Source organism: Tissierella sp. MB52-C2 (assembly GCF_030931715.1).
Lineage (GTDB): Bacteria > Bacillota > Clostridia > Tissierellales > Tissierellaceae > Tissierella.
This window is the reverse complement of the sequence record NZ_CP133261.1, coordinates 1,332,323-1,354,250: the sequence shown is the minus strand read 5'-3', so window position 1 is coordinate 1,354,250 and position 21,928 is coordinate 1,332,323. Positions and strand designations below refer to the sequence as shown.

Here is a 21,928-nt window from a genome sequence, read left to right as displayed (position 1 = left end):
GGTCAAATTTCACTAGAAATTCGACCTTTTTTCCATATTATGTAAACCATTTATAAAAAAGGCTTCTTTAGAAGCCTTTTTTGAAACTCATTTCGGAAAATTCTTGAAACGAAAATATAAAAAAATAGAACTTTCTTATAAAGAATATTTTATTTCCTCTCTATTTTTTACTCTCTTATATTTAACCCAACCTTGCTTGGATATATACTTTATAAATACTGCAAGTCTTCTTAAGTCATCTTTAAAATCATCATCACCCATTTTAAACTGAATTTTTGCTATCTCATATATTGAACGCTCACCATCGATTAAAAGCCAAGCAGAAGTACACATATCATCAAATAGCATATCTCTTATAGGTTCTTTTTTAGCTAAAAATCCCGCAAATCTAGTCATAGGATTTACAACTTTAAAGTTTAGTAGTACCTTTCCATTTACTATTTTCCAATCATCATGAGTAACTTCTGGAACATATAATATAAAATTATATTTATCTTTGTCCTGCCTATTTTCTCTTTTTATCTCTTTATTCTTTTTACTACTCTTATGCATTTTCACCATTCCTTCTAAGTCTACAAGAGTAACTATATAACCAAGCAGCAAGGGCTACAAATATTCCTAGACTTACTAGATTTTTAAATGCTTCATTTGGAATAATGCCTGCAAGAAAGTCAGTTTTAATATTTAGGGCAGCAAATATACCGATTATTATACCTGTAAGGGCATCTCCAGCAACAAGGCCTGAAGCGATTAAAGTCCCTCTTTCTACAGCCAAATCTAAACTAGATTCATCTTTTTTGAATCTAACTTCTACAAGTTTACGTATAATCCCACCAAAGAAAATAGCACTATTTAAAGATATTGGTAAATAAATACCTAAAGCAACTGGTAGAATAGGAAGACCTGCAAAGGCACAAAATAGTGCAATTACAGCTCCTATGATTACAAGAGTCCAAGGAAGCTGTCCTGTCATGATACCCTCTGCAATTAACCTCATCAGTGTTGCCTGAGGAGCTGTAACTTGCTCAGAGCCTATTCCATAGGCATTGTGTAAAAGCAATACAGTGGCTCCAGCTATAAATGAAGCTATAGCTAATGATATAAACATACCGTGTTGAATCTTTTTAGGGCTGCCGCCTAGGATATATGTAGCCTTTAAAGACTGAGCTACTCCTCCTCCAACGGCTATTGCAACGCAGACTATACCAGCAGCCAATAGGACTGTTCTCATACCTTCAGTTCCAGTAGCTCCCATAGCCTTATATACTGAAGCTATAACAAGAAGTGTTGCAATAGTCATACCAGATACAGGATTATTACTTGCTCCTATTACTCCAACCATCCTAGCTGAAACAACTGAAAAGAAAAATGAAAAGAATATAGCAAGGATTGCACCTACTGGACCTGCACCTATAGAAGGAACAAGCCAAGTTAGCAAAAATCCAAATATAGCTGCTGCCAATACCCATATAATTGGTGCTTCTTCATTTGTTCTATCATAAGATTTCTCACCTTTTCCAAAACCACCCATAGCTTCTTTAAAGGAAGTGATAATAGTAGGTAGAGATCTAGCTAATGAAATGAATCCTCCCATGGCCACAGCGCCTGCTCCTATATATTTAATATAATTAGACCAAATCTCTGTAGCTGACATTTCAGAAATTAGCATAGTAGATGGAAATATAGGTGTAGGCGCAAGGACTCCAAAAAACTTTATTAGGGGAATAAGCCCAAGCCATGCTACAACAGAACCTGCAAACATTAATATTGAAGTACCTGTTCCAACTATAAATCCAACTCCCAAAAGAGATGCTAAGGTATCCATACCAATCATAGTTCCTTGGTAGGCAACTATGGTATATGAAGCTGTTTCGTTCCATAGACCAAGACCTCCAGATGCCACCTTGTATCCAAGACCTACTCCGAGACCCTTTAATACAGATTTAAATCCTTGACCACCTTGATTTGCATTTACTAAAACCTCAGCCTGAGCCATGGACTCTGGATAAATTAAATTTCCATGTTCTTGTACTATTAAGTATTTACGAACGGGAGTTATAAAGTATACACCCATAATTCCACCGATAACAGTAACCAATGCAACTGTAGTAAGTGAAAGATTGAATCCTATTAATATAATAGCGGGCAATACAAATATAATACCGCCAGCGATGGATTCTCCCACAGCTGCTAGAGATGCTACATAGTTTGCTTCTAGTATACTATTTCTTCTAAATATTGATTTTAATAATCCTGTTGCAAGAATTGCTCCTGGAATACCTGCAGAAATAGTAAGCCCTACCTTAAGTCCTAGATAGGTGTTTGCCGCGGCAAATATCATTGCAAATATAATGCCCATAATTATTGAATAACCCGTCGCTTCAGGAATAATCTCAGTTGTAGGGATAAAGGGAATATAATCCTCTCCCTCTACCCCACCATATGCTTGCTTAGATAATTTTTTTGAATCATTTGCCATGATAAGTTCCTCCTATGTTTATCTATTTTAAATCTTCCAGTAATTTTATAAGAAATTCCCATACTCTCTGCACAGAAGAAATACTTAAATGCTCTTTTTCAGTATGCACATCGTACAAATTTGGTCCAAAACTTATCATATCAGTATCTGGCAATATTTCCTTTAAAAGACCACATTCAAGCCCTGCATGGATAGCACTGACTTCTGCCTTTTTATCAAATAATTCTTCATATACCTTGACTGCTTTTTCACGAATTTTAGAATCTTTATCAAATTGCCAAGCAGGATATGCACTTTTTTCCTCTGTTTTTGCATTAGTCCTTCTTGCAATAACCGAAAGAATATTTAGGATTTGTCTTAAGGAACTGCTAGATGCTGAACGTACAGAAGCAGTTATTTCTATACTATTATTTTTTTCTTCAATAATAGCATTATTTAGACTAGTTTGTACCAACCCATCTATATCCTTAGACATATATTGGACACCATCTGGAACCATCATAATATAGTCAATTAAATCAGCATTTAATTCTTTAGTATAGACATCTTCAACCTTTACTTCCTTTACATCAATATTTAATCCGCTATCTTCTACTCGATATTCTTCTTTTAAATCCTGTGCAAGATCTTTAATAATCTTTTTTACAACTTCTTTATCCTCTACTAAAATAACTGCACTTGCATCACTTGGTATGGCATTATGCTTAGTTCCACCCTCTATTTTAGATAGCCTTATATTGCTTGTCATATTACATTCTTCTAAAATTCTACCAAGTAGTTTGATGGCATTGCCTCTTTGCTTAATTATCTCCATACCAGAGTGACCGCCCTTTAAGCCAGAAATTTTAATTTCTAAACCATCACCATCTCTTTTTTCTCTTTGAAGTTCAAAAGTTGTAATTTTATTCGCGCCCCCAGCGCAGCTTACTAAAAATATTCCTTCTTCTTCAGAATCTATGTTTAAAAGAATTTTTCCAGATAGATGCTCATTAGTTAAAGCATGAACTCCATCCATACCAGTTTCCTCATTGGTGGTAATTAATACTTCAAGGGGAGGATGTTTTAAATTATCAGAATCTACTATGGCAAGGCCATAAGCAACTGCTATACCATCATCGCCTCCTAGAGTAGTATTATTTGCCCTCATGGTATCTCCTTCTATTATCATTTCAATAGGATCTTTTGTGAAATCATGATTAGAACCTTCTCCCTTTATACAAACCATATCCATATGTCCCTGAATAATTACAGGATCGGAATTCTCATATCCCTCTGATGCTGCCTTTTTTATTATGACATTGTACATCTCATCCTGATACGCTTCTAAGTTTCTCTCTTTTGCAAAATTTATAAGAAAGTCACTAACCATCTTTTCATTACCAGAGCATCTTGGAATTTGATTTAACTCATAAAACCAATGAAATACTTTTTTGGGTTCTATATTTTGTAAATTAGACATTTTATTCCTCCTACGGTATTTTTATAGAAATTGTAATATTATGTTTGAATATTTTAAAGTTCTTCTTGTAAAGAATATTATTTGTTGCATAATAGTTATTCCCTATAATGTATCTATTATCCTTAATTAGCTACGTTTTTTTTAATCAAAAATTCTCCTGTAAAAATTTTACTGCTGTCATGATTTTACTTAATTTCTATTTCTTATTGTGAATATATTAGAACTTCAAAACCAATAATAAATATAGTTAGAATTGATCAATAAGTATAAAATACAATTTATTTTTGGAGAAAAACATGATTAACATTAGGAAAGTATCTGTATTTATAGTTACTATTTTAAGTTTAATGTATTTTAATAAACCAGCTTTAGCCTTTTCAAATAATACCGTATAAGGAATAAATATACTTATGTATCATTCCGTAGGTTATGCTGACAATAATGGACTAATAATGAACCCAGAAGAATTTAGAAAACAAATTCAATATATAAAAGAAAATAATTACACAGTTCTTACTTTAAATGAATTATATGAAATATTTAATAAAAACCTCCCGATACCTGAAAAATCTGTGGTTATAACCTTTGATGATGGATATGCAGACAATTATAAGTATGCATATCCAATACTTAAAGAATTTGGGATAAAGGCTACAATTTTCGTTATTACTGATACCATTGATGAAGATAATAATTACTTGAATTCACAGCAGATTAAGGAACTTCAAAACAATGGAATAGACATTCAAGATCATACATGTCAACATATAGAATTAGATAAACTCACCTATGAAAAACAGCTAGAGACTATAAATAAATCTAAGGAATATTTAGAAAAACTTCTAAACAAAAAAGTTAATTATATATCTTATCCTTATGGAAAATATAATGAAGATACTATTAAGGCTGTTAAAGATGCAGGATATTTGATGGGCTTTACGACAAAAGAAAAGACAGCTAAGAAAAGCAATGGAATTTACGCCATAAATAGAATATATATTAATTCTTTAGATGAATTTAGTGTTTTCATTGGCAAATTAAAAAACACTACCTAGGATTGACCTGGGTAGTGTAAACATTAATAAAACATTTGTATTATTCTCATCATATAGCAGTACTCAAAATCCCACCTGCCCAGTCATAAGATAAAAACTTATGGACTGCTACCGGTTTATAAACATTTGGATTATAATTGTTTGGACTTTTCAGCGTATGCACTAAAGCATATGATTGCTCAGTTGATAATTCAATGGGCTCTACCCCGTAATAATAATTAGCAGCTTCTTTAATTCCATAGCATCCCTCACCAAAATAGGCGATATTACAGTATAATTCCAGTATCTCATCTTTTGTTAACATCTTTTCAAGATCAATTGCCACAAACATCTCTGCAATCTTACGTTCATACTTTTTATCAAAGGAAAAATATAAATTTTTCGCCAGCTGCTGAGTTATTGTACTTCCTCCCTGTACCAAGGAGTGAGCTTTTAAATTATTGTGCATAGCCCTTCCTATTGCAATAAAGTCAATGCCAAAATGATAATGAAATCGCTTATCCTCTGACTTTAATACAAGTTCTAAATAGTCATCCGATATTTTATCAAGTTCTATATAATTTTCATCATCTCTAACTTGGTTAATTGCATCTTCAAGATTTGTGTCATTTATAGCAGATTTATACATTTCATATCCAGTAATAATAGTTGGAGCTGTAAATACACCTAATGCAAAAATGCCGATGAGAAAAATACATATAATTAAAACAATTATTTTCTTTTTCATCTCCACCTGCCCCTTTCGTATTCTACTAATTAATTATATTATATAGACCATACATTTGCCATTCATTTACCTTACAATCTCCTAACAATTTTGTAAGAATAGGAAAGTAACAGTCTAATATATATTAATAAGAGAGAATACATTATTACATAGGATTTCTGGACCTTATACTATTTCATAATCTAAAGAATGTAATTTAATTAATGATAAAATAATTACTTCTTTTCTATAATATAATTTATTTTCTCTTTGCAGAAACAATCAGCATTATTGGTCTACGAAGCTCATCTTGCATTCCTTCAACAGTATGAAGTAACTCTTCTGACGGTTGCGGTTCTACAATTCCTGTTATTTCAAAACCTTCCTTTAATAAAACATTTAAATAGGTTGTAAGTGTTTTATGATATTTGACTACTTCTTCTCCAAGAAAATTAGCGTTTCTTTCACCTTCAAAAAAGTAATTATCAATAGGAAAATGTAGAATATTCCCCTTCTCATCATAATACCAATCTTGAGTTCCATAAGCTGTAAAAACTGGATGTTCTACGGAGAAAACAAGATCTCCACCATGTACAAGACACTGGGATACTTTTTTTATAATTTCTTCAAATGACTTAATATAATGAAAAGCTAGTGAACTAATTACTATATCAAAGGAATTTTCATTAAAAGAAATATCCTCTATGGGCCTACAGATATAACTTATATTTTTATTTGTTTTTTCTTTTGCTACTGTAAGCATTTTTTCTGAAATATCAACCCCAGTAACAGTTCTAGCACCATGCTCTATAGCATATTGGCAATGCCAGCCAAATCCACATCCTAAATCCAGAACACGTTTATCCTTAAACTCAGGTAACATTGATTCAAGAGTTTTCCATTCACCTGCACCAGCAAGTCCTTTCACAGAACGATCCATTTTACTGTATTTCTCAAAGAATGTTTTATCATCATACTTATTTTGTTTCATTCCATTTATACCCCCTATATAAGTTATATAGTCTTATTCTCTATTTATATTATATCTTTTAATTTATAACCACTTATTTAATTTAATTTCATTGTAAAAGAAAATATTCAAAAAATCAAAAGATGCAAAATAATATCATTCTTAGCTAATTAATATTTTTTGCATCCAGTTTAGTTTATTTAGTTTGAACTTTGCCAAAAAGTAATGCATCGTAATATTTATCTTCTATAAGATAGTAGTCTTTTAATCGTCCCTCTAACTCATACCCGTTCTTTTCAAGTATACGGGCAGAACCAATATTTGCATCCACTACAGTGGCATGGAGTTTGTGAAGATTGAGTGATCTAAATGCGAAATCACTCATTAAAGCAACGCTCTCTGAGCCATAGCCCTTGCCCCAATGTTCTTTATGAAAAACATAACCAATTTCAGCATGGTTTGATTTTTGGTCAAAATTGAAAATCATGGCAGTCCCTATAATTGCCTGGGTTGATTTTAGAACAATGGAGGCATATAAATGAGTCCCTGCTGACTCACGTTTTAACATTGTTTCAATATACTCACGAGTTTCATCCAAGGTATTCATTAAATTCCAGCCGATAAAACGTGAAACCTCCTCATCTGATGCATAACTATGTATCTCCTCAGCATCATTTGTACTTAATGATTTAAAGCAGATATTTTTACCTTCCAATGAATGAAATAAACTTGTATCCATATTTTCTCCCCCTTAACTATATAATATATTCATTTATGATTGATTGCTATATTTCATTAAATAATATAGCACTTCATTGCTCATTTCTTCTTTTTCGATTTTCCAATTGTGAGATTTATAATAATTAAGAGCCTTAGTATTTGATTTTACGCATTTTAAGGTTAATGGTAGTCCTACCCTTTTTATGGCTTCATTAACAAGAGCCGTTCCAATACCTTTACCTTGAAAGTCCTGTAATATAAATAGATTATGAATAAATTTATCTGGTACCCAAATTGATACAAACCCAACAATTTTATCTCCTATTGATGCAACTAATATTAGTTCATCCTTTGTACTTTCATCAAAGTCCGATAGTTTCAAAATTTCTGGTTCTATCCAGTGAAAAGCATTTTGACGAACAGTAAAGAATATCTCCCGTAATTCTTCATAATTTGATTGTTTAGCTTCCAAGACTAGAATATTATCTTTCATTTAACACCTCAATAGTTTTAATATTTTCAATAAATTGCGTGTTCTAACATTAATAGATATTCCTATAATATAACATAAATAAGTCGAGTGACAAGAGAAAATTTTTGTAGCTAAATATTAATTGATATATAACAATTTTTTTATTATTTTTCAATTTATATTTGATTTTTCCTTTCTAATTCGTATTATAAATACTTCAAGTTGTTTTTGATTAATATTTTTCTCTAGTTTGATTATCATAATTCCTGACTCCTACCCTAATATATTAAATCATATACTATAAAACAATACCTCTAAAACCAAGATACAAATTTATCCTATATTGTAAGTAATCTCCATATAAATTCTCTCATTTTTTACATTTTGTACATATATATTATAATATATATTAAATTACAATATATATGAATATCTCTAAAGTATGTTTTTGTGTGTATAATAAATTCCCTCAAGCATTAGTTTGAGGGAATTTATTATACATCTAGATATTTAATTAAAAACCTTTCACTTAATCGTTCCTATTTTTTTTGATATTCGTTTAAATATAGAAGTTCGTACTATTAATCTCACATTCCTAATTTGGATTATCAATACTTATATTAGTTCTATGTTTATTACCCTGTTTACCCACGAACGATAAAATGCTTCTTCGTGACATACTATCAACACAGTACCTCCAAAATTTTTTAAGCTATTTTGAAGCGCCTCTTTAGCAGCAGAGTCCAGATGATTTGTCGGTTCATCAAGAATTAAAAAGTTACAAGGAGATAGCATTAGCTTGCATAACTTCACTTTTGCCTGCTCACCTCCACTTAATGTTGACACTGCCTGTATTGCATGATCATTGCTTATACCACATCGTGAGAGCTGGCGGCGTACCTCTTTGATATTTAGAGACGGATAGTATTTAGTGATTATCTCAATGGGTGTAAGTGAGGGATTTTCCCATATAATATCCTGCTCATAATATCCAACTCTCACAGAATTATCAAACATAAACTCACCTGATATTTTTTTAATATATCCAGTTAAGGTTTTAAGCAAGGTAGATTTTCCGATTCCATTAAAACCTGTAATCACAATCTTTTGGCCACCATTTATAGTAAAGTTTAAAGGTGAGAATAAGGAATAGTAATAACCTACCTCAAGATTTTTTACTTTTAACACTTCATGTGCTGAACTAGGACTTTCTAGGAAGCAAAAATCAGGCTTTGAATTTGTAACAGAAGGAGGAGATATTCGTTCCATACGTTCAAGTTGTTTCCGTCTTCCCTTGGCATTTTTACTGTTTACACCTGCAATATTCTTGCGGATAAATTCCTCAGTCTTTTTAATCTGCTGCTGTTGAGCATAATATCTACGAATATGCTCCTCTCTTATGTGCTCTTTTTGTTTTAGAAAATCAGAATATTTTCCCGTATATTTTCTGATTATTCCTCCGTCAATATCACAAATACAACTAGAAATCTTTTCAAGAAAATCATAGTCGTGGGAAACCACAGCAAACGCATTAGGAAATGCAGACAGATATTCTGAAAGCCACAGAACATGCTCCTTATCCAAAAAATTTGTAGGTTCATCAAGCAATAACACATCTGGTTCTTCCAGCAGTAGCTTCGCAAGAATTACTTTTGCTCGTTGACCGCCACTTAACTTTGAAATCAGTCTATCCCCACCAATGACAGATAGTCCAAGTCCATTCATTACCTTTTCTATTCGTGACTCTATAAGATAGAATTCTTGAGTTTCCAAAATAGTTTGACACTCTGCTGCTTGTAATAAATCTTTTTCATTACCAGTAAAAGTATATTTCTCATACAGCTTGTTCATTCTTTCTTCTAAAATATATAAATTTTGAAATGCTGTTTTCAAGTACTCTGTAACTGTGTATTCTCCTAGAACAACTGCATGTTGGTCAAGATGTCCAAGTTTTATGTTTGGCTGCCAAGCAATACTCCCCTTATCGTGAATAATTTCTCCCGACATTATTCCAATTAAGGTGCTTTTTCCTGTACCATTCTGTCCTACAATACCCATATGTTCTCCTTTGAACAATACAAGAGATTCATTTTTATATAATATCTTGTCTCCATAAGTATGAGACAAATTTTTAATTTCTAATAAGCTCATTTTTAAAACTCCTTTCTAATAAAAAAAGCAGAAGATCTTGTGTATAAACACACGACCTCCTGCTTCCTAATAGTACGTATTATTAACGTACATTACCGCCCAAAATTTAGTTTGAGCTCACACAAAAGGCCGGGGACAAAACATTGTCCACGGCCTAATAAACCAGTCATAATTACTCGGAAAATAGGTACGAAAATAAAGCGTAACAATATACGCCTAAAATAACCTATTTACCGATGAATGGAAAGCTTTATGCTTTTAGTTTAAGCTCGGTACAACGCTTCATCGGCTTCAATTGTACAGAGCAGATTTCTCTTGTCATTTGATCTATAATAATACGATTTACCATAATAACCTCCAAATTCACTACATATAAGCTCCTCTATAGTATCACATTTACTTGGGATTGTAAATAATAAATAAAATAGTCTGAAATCTTATGGCGGTCTTTTTTCGTAGCTTAGTTTAATTTTGACTCAGATTCTCGGTCAGCGGAGTCGGGAGAAACTACTTCCCACTTTCCAAATAGCGTCAACCCCGCCGCTTTAGCCAGCAACGTAGATGCCTGATTGTCGAGCTGGCATCAATAGTGAGGTTCGTATCCCTGATCATAGGCATACTTGCTGATTGAACGCACTACTTTTCGGACATGACCTTTTCCCCTAAAGGACGTCAAAGTCAATACGCCAGTGTCTGCAATTTTCGCATTACCCCAAGGGTACATACTGGCGGCGCTGACTAGGCAATTTTGCTCAAAAGAACCAAATACCGCAAATGAATATAATTGCAACCTGTTATATTTCTTCTAACATCCTGTATCCCACTCCCATTTCTGTTAAAATATATTGAGGATCTGCTGTATTTTTTTCAATTTTTCTCCTAAGGTTTGCAACATTTACCCTAAGTGCCTTGCTTTTGCCCGCATAAGGTCCCCAAAGTTCACGGCATAGAAATTCATGGGTCAGTACAGTACCTGCGTTCAGAGAGAGCAAGACAATAATCCGATATTCAATAGGAGTCAAATGTACTGCTTTTCCAACCACTGTTACTATTCTCTTATCATAATCAATATATAAATCACCTAAACTAAATGACTGGTTCAATTAGAGCAACCAACTTTTTCTTTTCCTATTCAGCTGATTAAATTATTTCAAAATCTTTCAGCTCACCTTTAATTATATCCATCTATTTCTTGCCTTTTCTACCTCTTAGAATCTGCCAGTACGCAGAATAAGGAATGACAGTACCAAGTGGTAGGAAATACTTGTTTATTACCATATCGGCTTCGCCCCGTGCATTGAAGTGTATAGGTACCCTATCTGGTAAAAACTGAATGATAAGAAACATTGCAGCTAACATAACTATCAGTACAAATATGTCTTTTACAATACTTTTTTTCATTTTGCCATCCTCCTAAATTTAAATAATTTTTATTTTACATGCCTTGCGATAAAGTAAGCATGTGATAACCGACAGAATGAGTGCCATGCCCCATAAAGTAAGTAGGAGGGAAAAATCTAAAAACCAGTGTATCAAAACGGGAATTGCAACCGCCACCATACCAACAGCACTCGATAGAATTACAGGAATACTCTGTTTCACTAATAATGTTTCATTTTCCCATTCAAAGTTTGGGAAGCGACTATTAAAGTAACTTCCTTGTACTGCTGTAAAAATAGAGTAAACAGCAGGTATGGCAAAAAGTGTAATAAGCTGGAACCCATCTAATTTTAACTTGAACGAAAACGACATGACAGCAAGCCAATATCCAAAGCTGTGTAATGTAAGATTTACTGCAATCTTGCTTTTTAGGAATGTTTTCATGGATAAAGGAGCACTCTGTAAAATCCAGATATTTTTCCCCTCTAAAGAAATAGAGGAGGCTGCTGGACAGCTAAGAGAAAGCATAGACGCAATTATAATCGGGGCGAACTGTCCGAAAAAAACATCAATGTTTTCAACTCCTATGTGTCTTGCAAGTGTATCTGGAGATACTACAGCAAAAACGATACTTGAAATACAAAGAAGAACTACACCAAGGCTAGTATTCAATACGTACATATATGAGCTGAAAAAACGACCAAACTCTTTTTGATACAGAGCCATAAATCTGGAATAGTGTTTTAGATTTTCTTTTCGCTTTACTGATTTTCCAGCAGCCTGCATAAGGATTGAATTCATTTGGTTGTATTTTCCTGCAACAATTTTTATAAACAGGAAAAAGATTGTTGCAGATATAAGCAGGAATAAAATTGCTCCTGTGAATGGATAATTGTCTTTTATCAGGAACCAACGTGATAACGGATACATTCCACTAATCTGGTCAGCAAGCATTGCCCCAATATTACCATTGGCTGTTCCACTCTGAGTACTGGAAAAACCGATATATCCAATCACTCCTAACATCATAAAACTAAACAGTAGAGAAAAAATATTCTTATTCCTGAACTTAGAAGATAGCAAAACAATTCCAACACCAATCAAAGCCGCTATACACATCGGAATAAGTGGAACAAAAAATATTGTGATAATATATAGGAGTAGGAATAGAACATTCAGATTAGAATGGATCGCCCATACAATCCCTCCCGGAACCATAAACACAAATCCTAAAACTAAATTTAGCAAATACATGAACCAAAATTTACTGCTTATAATTTCACTAGATTTAATTGGTAAAGCTGAAAGCATTTCAAAATCTTGACTCCCAAAAAGAATACCATTTGAGTTAAACATACTAAGTAATAAAATAGCAAAGCTAGATACTGCTACCATGTAGGCTGGTATTAAGTTTTGTTGACCCATCTCTACAAGAGAAATTGCTGTTAATACATTATAGACACAAAGAAACAATCCAATGGTAAGTACTCCAATCCCTGCAATAAAAGAGGCATTTTTCTTTTGGCTATTCGGTTCCATAATCTCATTAATAGAGAAATAATTGTAAAGTTGTGTTTTGAGTAGCAGCCAAGTCCTATTCATCTCCCTGAACCTCCATAAATACTTCTTCCAGTGAACTATTACCTTTCACCGTTTCAGTCAAACCACTGGCAACCAGTTTTCCTTGTTTAATAATTGCAATTTTATTACAGAGTTTTTCTGCCACATCAAGCACATGGGTAGAAAAGAAAATTGCACCACCATTTGCTACTAATTCTTGCATAATCTGTTTTAGAGCATAGGTAGCTTTTGGGTCAAGTCCAACGAATGGCTCATCTAAAATTAAAAGTTTTGGAGAGTGTACCATGGCTGCAATAATCGCTGTTCTTTGCTTCATACCATGGGAATAAGAAGAAATCACATTTCCCAAGCTGGATGTCATCTGGAAAATATCACTATACTTCTGAACCTTTTCTTTACGTTCTGTGTTAGAAACATTATAAAGGTCAGCAATAAAATTGATATATTGATAGCCCGTCAAATGTTCGTATAAATCTGGATTATCAGGTATATATGCCATCATAGCCTTGCATTTCATCGGTTCCAATTTTATAGAATGTCCATCTACTGTGATTTCTCCGCTTTCGAAGTCATGAATTCCAACAATTGACTTAATGGTTGATGTTTTTCCAGCTCCATTAGCTCCAATAAAGCCATAAATGTCTCCTGCCTCAATCTTGAGACTTAGGTTATCAGCTGCTTTCTTTTCACCGTCATAGGTTTTGGTAAGATTATTAATTTTTAACATTTCTTTTCCCCCTCTACTGACAAATTGTCAGTGTTGATTTTGAAATAAACCGACAGCCATAACTATCGGTAAGATTTAAAACATACTGACAAAGTGTCAGTATTGTGGTTAAAAATTGCCCAATAGGTATATTTCCCATTGGTGCAATTATGAGAAGAAAATATGTTCTTTCGTCCCTAGTGTTCGTTCTAGAATCTGTTTATATGCCACAAGATATTTTTCCATATATCCATAATCATGATATATAATTTTCAAATCATTAGAAACAAAAGCATATCCAGTAATTAAAAAAGCCGCTGTTTCCTTAGGATGTGCTACATGAAAAACACCTTCCTCATTCCCTTGCTCAATAATATGAGTAAAGTATTCTATCACAATATTGCAGAATTTGTGATTGAACCTATCCATCATGTATCGGTTTTCTTCCAAATTGACGGAGTTTTGTAGTTCTATTTTTTCACCAGTTATGCTTTCTGGTGAAATTAGAGTTACTTCAATGAACTGCTGTACTTTTTCAATTGCGGTTTTCTTTTCCGAATAGGCTAAAGTCTTTAACTGACACAATAAAGGTTCAGAATACTTCTCGACCATACAGAACAAAATATCTTCTTTATTTTTGAAGTGGTAATATAACAGACCACGGGATATTTTCAATTCATCAATGATGTCTTGGGTTGTAGTATTTAGATAGCCTTTTGTTACGAATAGCTCAGCTGCAGCAGCCATGATCTCTGCCCTGCGAACTTCCGGCTCTTTTACATCTCGCATTAAAAAATCCCTCCCTGTAAATCATAGTATAACTCACAACTGACAAATTGTCAATTGCAAGTTATACTTATTATGTTTGGTAATACCGTCCTAACGCTTATCCAACTAATTATTAAAAATAGACTTCATATTTTTTCCTACAGCTTTTAGCAATTCTTTTGGCAACTTTTCTACTTCTTCACCCATTATTACTCCATGTGGTTCTTTATATCCTTCATTCCATACAAAGTTAAATATCTTTTCATTGGCTTGATTATTTTTCCCTATTTGAAATCCATATACTTCCACATTCTTAGACAATAATTCCTCTACAGCTTCCTTTGCTAATCCCGGAAAACTAGATGCACCGTCTGTAACTTGAAAAACTATCTTTATTTGACTTCCCTTTTTAAGTTCTCTTGCCTGTCTAGGCGTAATCCTATTGGATATTTCTTTTAGACAACTTCCATCATCAGTTGCTCCATCTGTTCCATCTAGTCTTACAATGGAACGAATTATTTCACTTTTTTCCTTTTCCTGTAGATTTTTATGATTAAATTCTTTAACATTATAATATTTACTTCCAAAAAACCAAGTTTCACTTAAAACTTCAATTTTCTGATTCAACTGTTCTGAATTATTTTTTAAATATCTATTGAAATCATCTATTGACAATAATGTTACTGCCAATGCTTTTCTTGCTGCTTCAATTTTCCTAGGATCCATTGAGCCTGAATTATCTATAACAAAAGAAATCTCTATTCTTTCAGGCAATATATCTGTTTGAGATTCTAGAAGGTATCTATTGAAAATCGGGAGGTTTTTATAGTTTCCCTTTTTTTCAGCTTCGATAAAATCTGGATAAAAACTAATCAAATTACCTATATCCAGTTTCCCCTTTATTTCATGGTCTTTTTTTACACTTATTTCTTCCTTAGCATCTCCTATTAATTTCTTCCAAAATTGACGCATTTCTTCTCTTTCTTTTTTCATCTTATTTGAATAAAACTGAAATAACTGTTGATCACCTTGGCTGATTCCATAACATTCTAAATCCATTTTATTATTCATGATATTTTCTACGCTGGAAACCATTTGGTCTTGTTGCTCCAGCATTTCCTCTAAAATCCTTTCTACTTCTTCATAGGTAGATTCCAGAGATTCTTGTACTTCATCTATATCATCCTGTTTAAAGGGGTTTTCCCCTCCTTTTATACTTTCCTCTTTACCTTCCTTTGATTTATAAAATATCATTTCATCAATTTCCTGTTTCCATAATTCTTTAAAAGCTGGAAAGATAAAAGATTGAATAAATGGGTCTCTTTCCATAATTCCTTGCTCGTTATTTATCTGTCTCATTAACTGATAACGAACAAAGTCAAAAAAAGGTTCATTAAAAACCTTCCTATGAAATGGATTTTCGACACCTTCTTCAAATTTAGGTTCAGTTTTATATAATTCAATAATTAAAAAACTGTTTATAAAAGCCCTATGCTTAGGGATTTCTGAGATTCCTTCAACAGTCTTACCTATTTCCTTCATATATAAAATGATTTTTTCAAAATTTTCCTCATCTCTGTATATGGGACATAACTGTAAAACCCTTAAAAAAGAAATATACTTATCTAAGGAATATAATAAATCAAGAACTTCTTTTTTTACATAATTTGAAATAATCTTAGGCTCATATGCAGAGTCTTTTTCCAACCCCTCTTTTTTTATTCTATCTAGAATATAATTTGTCATACTGTCAATTTCTTTCTGCCAATGTTTTTTTCTATTTAAATACATTCTAGTTTGTTTTCTCCAATCAGGATATAAGGCTAACTCATAATAGATATGCCACATCATTTGATTTTCATCCAAATCTTTATCTAAAAAACTAGCCAAAGGCAAATACAGAATTCCTTTGGAAGAATCTAATCTAAATCTCTCTAACTTTTCATCAGGAATATATATTAAGCTAGAATCTTTTGTAAATGTAGCCAGTGATCGTTGTTGTTTTTGTAAAAATTCTTCGCAATGTTTTTTAGATTCCTCAATTAAAGTTTGTTCATCAAACATAGTTTACCTCCTACTGGTATAGAGCGATACTCCATAGATCCTGAGATGTATAAATTCCATCAATGTCCAAAAGATTTAATTTACCTTCTATATCCATAAGCAAATATTTTGAAATGCTTAATTTAAATATATTTGTAAAGAACATATTATTGATGGTCGCCTCTTTATTTAAATACCAATTCCCAAAATTCTCTTCAAATAAGTATATAATTCCATCTTCACTTAAAACTACAGCAGTACCTTTTTCAGATTGAAGGTCAAATAAATTGCCTTTTAAGTCATGATTTTCTAAAATTGTATCTTCATATAAAGAAAATATTTTACATTTTCCTTTGTTTCCGATTACCATAAGAGATTTCTTATTACCTTTTCCATCCTCTAGACAATTGATTTTTCTTATTCTATTATGGAACATATCAGTTTCTCCTAGGACTCTAAGCTGACTATTTTCATATTTAACAAAATATATTATTCCATCTTTTGTTCCAACTATAAAGCAGTCTTCATCTATTTTTTCCATGGCAGTCCAGTTTGGAATAATACAAGATATATCTGTATGAAAATTTAAAGAGTATTCACCCTTTTCCTTCACTATTTCAAATAAAGTTAATGTATCTTCTTCATTCCCTGTTACAAATAGATTATCTCCAATCTCTAAAGTCCTTCCAGATCCTTTAAAATCAGAATCTATATGAATTCTTTTAACTTTAATCTGCTCATTAATATCTGGTAATTTATCAAAATCATCACTTGAAAGTATATAACATCCTCCTTTTACACCTAAAAGCAGGATTTCTTTATGATTTAGTTTATATATAAATGAAATTCTTTCTTTTATCTCCTTTATAGGTAGACTCCATTCCACCTCTATTTCATTTTCTTCAGATATTTTTTTTGGAATATTTATATAAAAGAATTGTACTTTACTATTTATACTGCTGGTGATAAAAAGATTTTTATTGATTCTTAATATATTTTGTGGAAAACCGTGAGAACTAAAAGATCCTAATTCCTTTATGGGAATTACCTCCATAGAAGTTTTTTTAATATTATCTAGATTAGTTCGGTAATATGGAATTAAATCTCTTAGTAGACTATCTTCCATTTGTAAGAGTCTTTTTAATCTATCTTCAAAATCATTATCTAAAATACCTGTTTTTTTACATTCCTCCAGCTTATTTCTTAAATTCTTGACTTCATTCTTAAAGTGCTCTCCATCTATAGACAAATTTACTTTCATTTTTTCCCTCCATTATCCTCCAAATATTCTAGCAGATTCTTTGAATGTTCTAAATGAAATAGCTGCTGGTCTAATTCTTGATATTTGTTTACATCAATCTGTTTTAAATTATCTATATTATCTTCAAATCTTTCTATTAACTCTTTTGGTAAAGTTTTTCTGCCAGGTCCTTTGCCAAATACAAGATGAATTACATCTAAATAGCTCAAAGTTTCTATTTTAGGGCGAATATAATTGTATGGGCGGGTACGAATTTCTTCATAGGTAGTTGTACCTCCTCCTATGGCTTTTGTCTCAACATTCCATCCTTCATTTACAGGAAAGAACCCAAAACGAACTGCTTGCGATAGAATATAGTTTTGGTCATCAGCATAAGTAATTGAACTTATAAATCCGTCCCATAAAGCTTTGCTTAGATCTTTTTCTTCCCCTTGATTCCAATTATCTAAAACGTGCAGAATATTACGAACAGATAATACAGATTCTCTTAACTCTAAATCTTCTATTCCAGAATCACTATGATCTTCGTTGTCATTCCATTTGCCCATAAAAACGTTTTGTGTAACTTTACATAGTTGAGAAAATCTAAATAATTCTTCTAATGTTCTTTTAGGGTTGGGAATATGAATATTCCCACTTTTATCAGCTAATCCTGTAATTATTACTCTAAAAAGTTGGTTTATTTCTAGGAGTTCTTGATCTTCTAAAGACCCAATTACATTTTGAGGTATATAATTGTATTCAATAGTTACAAATCGTGATTTAAAAGCTGGATTTAATTCATTTGTTCCTTCATAGTTAACCATTTGAGTTGATAGATTTCCTGTACCTATAAATCCAAATCCATGTTTAATTACTACTGGACCAACTCCTGTAATGTAAGCTGTACTTCCTGCATGACGCTGTAATATATCATTTAATCCAATTAAGTTTTGCATTGCAATTGTATTTAATTCATCTACTATTACAGTACGCCCTTCCTTTACTGCGATTAAAATTTCTCTTTCTATTTTTCTGATTTCAGTACCAAAGGCACTATTACTTGCCACCAACAAATCGGAAAAGCTTTTCCATATCTGAATTTTAAGTTGTAATTGCTCTTCGCCAGTCATCTTATCTAATCTTTCTTTATGCTTATCCATCCACTCATAAAAATCTTCTATAATCATATTGAGATAATCTGAAAAGGAGCCTTGAGAAAAACTATGGTTAAGAGATAAGGTTTTTTCTACAAACATATCTTCATAAGTTAAATTATGAGATCCAGATATGAATAATGGCTGTAATACTTCTATTTCCTCTTTACTTCCATTTACCAAAATATTTTTATAGTAATCTTTTCTTTCTTCATTGAACTCTCTAAATTTCTCAATAGCATCTTTTTCTGTTGCATTTGAATTTATAGAATACCAATTTTCCATTTTATCCTCTAATTCACTTTGGACCTTATTTTCAATAGTAAAGTCCAAAGCTGCTTCAGTTGCTAATTGTGTTTTTCCACTTCCTAAATGCCCCACAATATATACAGGAGTTCCTAAGTTTAAAGATTCCATTACTTTTTGTTTTGCTTTGGCTACATATGGAACATTTACTAAACGCTGTTGTTGTTTGTTTTCTATATCCCCTATTAACTGATTTTTATAATAGTACTCCCACCCTTCTGGAGAAGTATCTAGTATATTTTCTAACTTTTTCTCTAATCTTTTTATAGAATCAACTCGATACCTTGTAGCTGAATTGCTTCCATAATGACTAGAACCATTTTTTTCTCTATTGACTCTCCTTTCCCAACGGAGAAAGAATTTTTCATATTCAATTAAATTTTCAATTTCCTGTATTTCCCTTGCTTTATTCTCTGTCTCTTCTTCTAGATATTTTTTATATTTTTCATAGTAGACATTATCTTTTTTAGAATCAAAGAGAACTTTATCATCTATTTCTTCCAGTCTTCTAAATGTTTTAAAGAATAATCCTTCTTCTTCTATTTTTTTATTATTTTCATATTCCCATGATCTTGAAGCTTCATTTCGCAAGTCTTCTTCATACCAATTTTCCATTTCCTCTATGGTAGGAATATAATCTATTTTAAGATCTTTCTTTTTATCCACAAAATTTCCCTCCTTTAGTGGTAGTAGACAAATATAAATTAAAATCCCGACTTTGAAAATTCGGGATTTTAATTAAATTATTAAGTTTAAATGTGATTAAAGAATTCCATAATCTTTCAATAATACTTCAATTTCTGTTCCTGCTATTTGTTGTGCAATCATTTGTTTAGTCATTGGTGATAGATTTACTTCTGGTTTTTCACCATCTAATAAACATTTACCTGCATTTAATAAATAACGCATATCATATCTTGAAGCATAGACCTCAGGAACTCCTTTTTCAACTCCAGTTAAAACATATACTGCTTCCATAGCCGTACGTCCTGAGTATTCAATAGTAAATACTGTATCACGTCCTGGGTCATCTAGGGTTTCGGCAAATTGTCCAAGGAAAGCAAAGTTTACTGCATTCTTTGGTACAACATATGGACGATCTCCAAATTCACGAGGCATAAATTGAGATGTGATATATGGCATCATAACAGGAACTGCAGTACAAGATCCTGCTAACTCTTCTATTTCCTCTGTAGGAACTCCTATATGATATAACCATTCTTTTGTGATTTCCTTACCAGTACAATCTCTCATAGGTTTCTTAATATAGTCTCCAGGAGTATCAGAGAATAAACCATATACCCAAACAACAACATCCTTTTCAGGCTGTCCATAATATTGTTCTTGACGATTTATTGTCCAGCTCATTAACCATGAAGAATCAAGGGCTGTTACTATACCACCTGTTACAGTACGTCCGCCATATGGAGAACGTTTTGTAATTTTTTCAATATATTTAGGAACACGTTCATCATGACAAGTTACTGTACAAGATTCCCAATTAGATTTTTCTGGCTCTGTACAGAATTTATCTGGTCTTCCAAACTCATCTGATTGAGCTGCTATATTTCTCCATAAGTTCCAGCATCCACCTATCTCTTTGTTAAATGGAGCAGGTGTGTTGTCGTCACCATATCCAGAGCCTTCAGTCATAGAACCATTGGTGATAAATACTAAATCATTTTCTGTTAAATCAATAGAAACATCTTTTCCATTTTTATCTTTTGCAACTATTTTCTTTGCAACTTTTTTATCCTCTGAAATTAGGAACTCCACATTATCGACAGTGATTCCATATTCAAATTTAGCACCATGATCTTCTAAATATTTAACCATTGGTTTTACAAATGAAGTATATTGGTCATGACGTGAGAATTGTAAAGCTGAAAGGTCTGGAAGCCCTCCAACATGGTGAATAAAACGATTCATATATAATTTCATCTCTAAAGCACTATGCCAGTTTTCAAAAGCAAACATAGTTCTCCAATATGTCCAGAAATCACTATTTAATAGTTCTTCAGAAAAAATATCCTCAATTGATTTATTTTGAAGACTATCATCTGACATCATTGTAAAAGCAGCTAATTCCTTTGCTAATTCTTGACCTAAGTTGAATTTTCCATTGTCATAGCGTTCACCCTGGTTTTTTGTAATACGACAATTGCTAAAATTTGGGTCATCATAATTTGTATAATAGAAGTGATCCAACACAGTCATATTAGGGTCTTCTGTAGATGGTAATGAACTAAATAGATTCCATAAAACTTCAAAATAATGTCCCATTTCACGTCCGCCACGTGCTACATAACCTGCATTCTGGCGAACTGCACCATCTAAAGATCCACCAGGAATATCTAATTGTTCTAAAAACGTGATCTTGCTGCCATCCATGTGAGCATCACGAATTAAAAAACAGCCAGCAGCCAATGCTCCAATTCCTGTCCCAATTAAATAAGCTTTTTTCTCTTCAATTCCTTTAGGCTTTCTTGCATTTACTAAAGAATGATAACTTCCATTTGTAAGTTTAAGTCTATCGTCATATGTTTTTAATTTCATTGTATCTCCCTCTTTCTTAATTTTTTTGATATTCTTCTAATCCTATTATTAATTTGCAGTTCTTCTCTGTTCACTCTATTAGCATGCCAATATGGTGTAATAAATAATAAGTCCTCCTTTTAATTTTTGAATACTTATTATTTATAAAGTTTGTATAAATCTATAATATAGCTTTTTTA

18 protein-coding genes are annotated in these 21,928 nt (G+C 32.2%); 1 reads left to right on the top strand and 17 read right to left on the bottom strand.

Translation table 11 applies throughout. From position 1 onward, the window contains the following. Positions 1-135: 135 nt before the first annotated feature. The 3 genes from RBU61_RS06635 to RBU61_RS06625 are packed head-to-tail and all read right to left on the bottom strand — an operon-like array spanning position 136 to position 3,938. Entirely contained in the window at positions 136-552 is a 417-nt protein-coding gene (locus tag RBU61_RS06635) for a hypothetical protein (RefSeq protein WP_308878838.1), read from the bottom strand. Then, entirely contained in the window at positions 545-2,479 is a 1,935-nt protein-coding gene (locus tag RBU61_RS06630; RefSeq protein WP_308878837.1) for an OPT family oligopeptide transporter, read from the bottom strand. Before RBU61_RS06630 ends, RBU61_RS06635 begins: the two co-directional genes overlap by 8 nt. A gap of 22 nt (positions 2,480-2,501) precedes the next feature. Further along, complete coding sequence (locus RBU61_RS06625) at positions 2,502-3,938, bottom strand: aminoacyl-histidine dipeptidase (RefSeq protein ID WP_308878836.1); 1,437 nt, start codon at positions 3,936-3,938, stop codon at positions 2,502-2,504. Positions 3,939-4,348: 410 nt separating this feature from the next. Between RBU61_RS06625 and RBU61_RS06620 the strand changes: the two genes are divergently transcribed. Further along, the gene (locus tag RBU61_RS06620; RefSeq protein WP_308878835.1) at positions 4,349-4,993 is read left to right on the top strand and encodes a polysaccharide deacetylase family protein; all 645 of its coding nucleotides are present in this window, start codon (positions 4,349-4,351) and stop codon (positions 4,991-4,993) included. A gap of 49 nt (positions 4,994-5,042) precedes the next feature. Here the strand turns inward: RBU61_RS06620 and RBU61_RS06615 are convergent, their stop codons facing one another. From RBU61_RS06615 to RBU61_RS06550, 14 genes are all read right to left on the bottom strand, one after another. Beyond that, the gene (locus RBU61_RS06615; protein WP_308878834.1) at positions 5,043-5,720 is read right to left on the bottom strand and encodes a biosynthetic peptidoglycan transglycosylase; all 678 of its coding nucleotides are present in this window, start codon (positions 5,718-5,720) and stop codon (positions 5,043-5,045) included. 238 nt (positions 5,721-5,958) lie between these two features. Further along, positions 5,959-6,690 (bottom strand): class I SAM-dependent methyltransferase, encoded by a 732-nt coding sequence (locus tag RBU61_RS06610; RefSeq protein WP_308878833.1) that lies wholly within the window; start codon positions 6,688-6,690, stop codon positions 5,959-5,961. A gap of 175 nt (positions 6,691-6,865) precedes the next feature. Then, entirely contained in the window at positions 6,866-7,408 is a 543-nt protein-coding gene (locus RBU61_RS06605; RefSeq protein ID WP_308878832.1) for a GNAT family N-acetyltransferase, read from the bottom strand. 33 nt (positions 7,409-7,441) lie between these two features. Further along, positions 7,442-7,882 carry a GNAT family N-acetyltransferase gene (locus RBU61_RS06600; RefSeq protein WP_308878831.1) on the bottom strand — a complete coding sequence of 147 codons (441 nt, stop codon included), beginning with the start codon at positions 7,880-7,882 and terminating at the stop codon, positions 7,442-7,444. A 594-nt stretch (positions 7,883-8,476) separates the two neighbouring features. After that, positions 8,477-10,012, bottom strand: a complete 1,536-nt coding sequence (locus tag RBU61_RS06595; RefSeq protein ID WP_308878830.1) for an ABC-F family ATP-binding cassette domain-containing protein — start codon at positions 10,010-10,012, stop codon at positions 8,477-8,479. A 794-nt stretch (positions 10,013-10,806) separates the two neighbouring features. After that, positions 10,807-11,115, bottom strand: a complete 309-nt coding sequence (locus RBU61_RS06590; RefSeq protein ID WP_308878829.1) for a winged helix-turn-helix domain-containing protein — start codon at positions 11,113-11,115, stop codon at positions 10,807-10,809. Between the two features lie 82 nt (positions 11,116-11,197). Continuing rightward, on the bottom strand, positions 11,198-11,413 hold the full coding sequence (locus tag RBU61_RS06585) for a DUF1648 domain-containing protein (protein WP_308878828.1): 216 nt from the start codon (positions 11,411-11,413) through the stop codon (positions 11,198-11,200). A gap of 18 nt (positions 11,414-11,431) precedes the next feature. After that, on the bottom strand, positions 11,432-12,994 hold the full coding sequence (locus RBU61_RS06580) for a hypothetical protein (RefSeq protein WP_308878827.1): 1,563 nt from the start codon (positions 12,992-12,994) through the stop codon (positions 11,432-11,434). Then, entirely contained in the window at positions 12,987-13,700 is a 714-nt protein-coding gene (locus RBU61_RS06575) for an ABC transporter ATP-binding protein (protein WP_308878826.1), read from the bottom strand. The genes RBU61_RS06580 and RBU61_RS06575 overlap by 8 nt, the downstream gene beginning before the upstream one ends. Positions 13,701-13,847: 147 nt before the next feature. Continuing rightward, entirely contained in the window at positions 13,848-14,468 is a 621-nt protein-coding gene (locus tag RBU61_RS06570; RefSeq protein WP_308878825.1) for a TetR/AcrR family transcriptional regulator, read from the bottom strand. Positions 14,469-14,573: 105 nt separating this feature from the next. Continuing rightward, entirely contained in the window at positions 14,574-16,511 is a 1,938-nt protein-coding gene (locus tag RBU61_RS06565; RefSeq protein ID WP_308878824.1) for a VWA domain-containing protein, read from the bottom strand. 10 nt (positions 16,512-16,521) lie between these two features. Continuing rightward, a complete protein-coding gene (locus RBU61_RS06560) occupies positions 16,522-17,751 on the bottom strand; it encodes a hypothetical protein (RefSeq protein ID WP_308878823.1) in 1,230 nt (409 codons plus the stop codon). Further along, positions 17,748-19,859, bottom strand: coding sequence for a hypothetical protein (locus RBU61_RS06555; RefSeq protein WP_308878822.1), 2,112 nt, complete (start codon positions 19,857-19,859; stop codon positions 17,748-17,750). Before RBU61_RS06555 ends, RBU61_RS06560 begins: the two co-directional genes overlap by 4 nt. 96 nt (positions 19,860-19,955) lie before the next feature. Then, entirely contained in the window at positions 19,956-21,749 is a 1,794-nt protein-coding gene (locus tag RBU61_RS06550) for an oleate hydratase (protein ID WP_308878821.1), read from the bottom strand. Positions 21,750-21,928 lie beyond the last annotated feature (179 nt).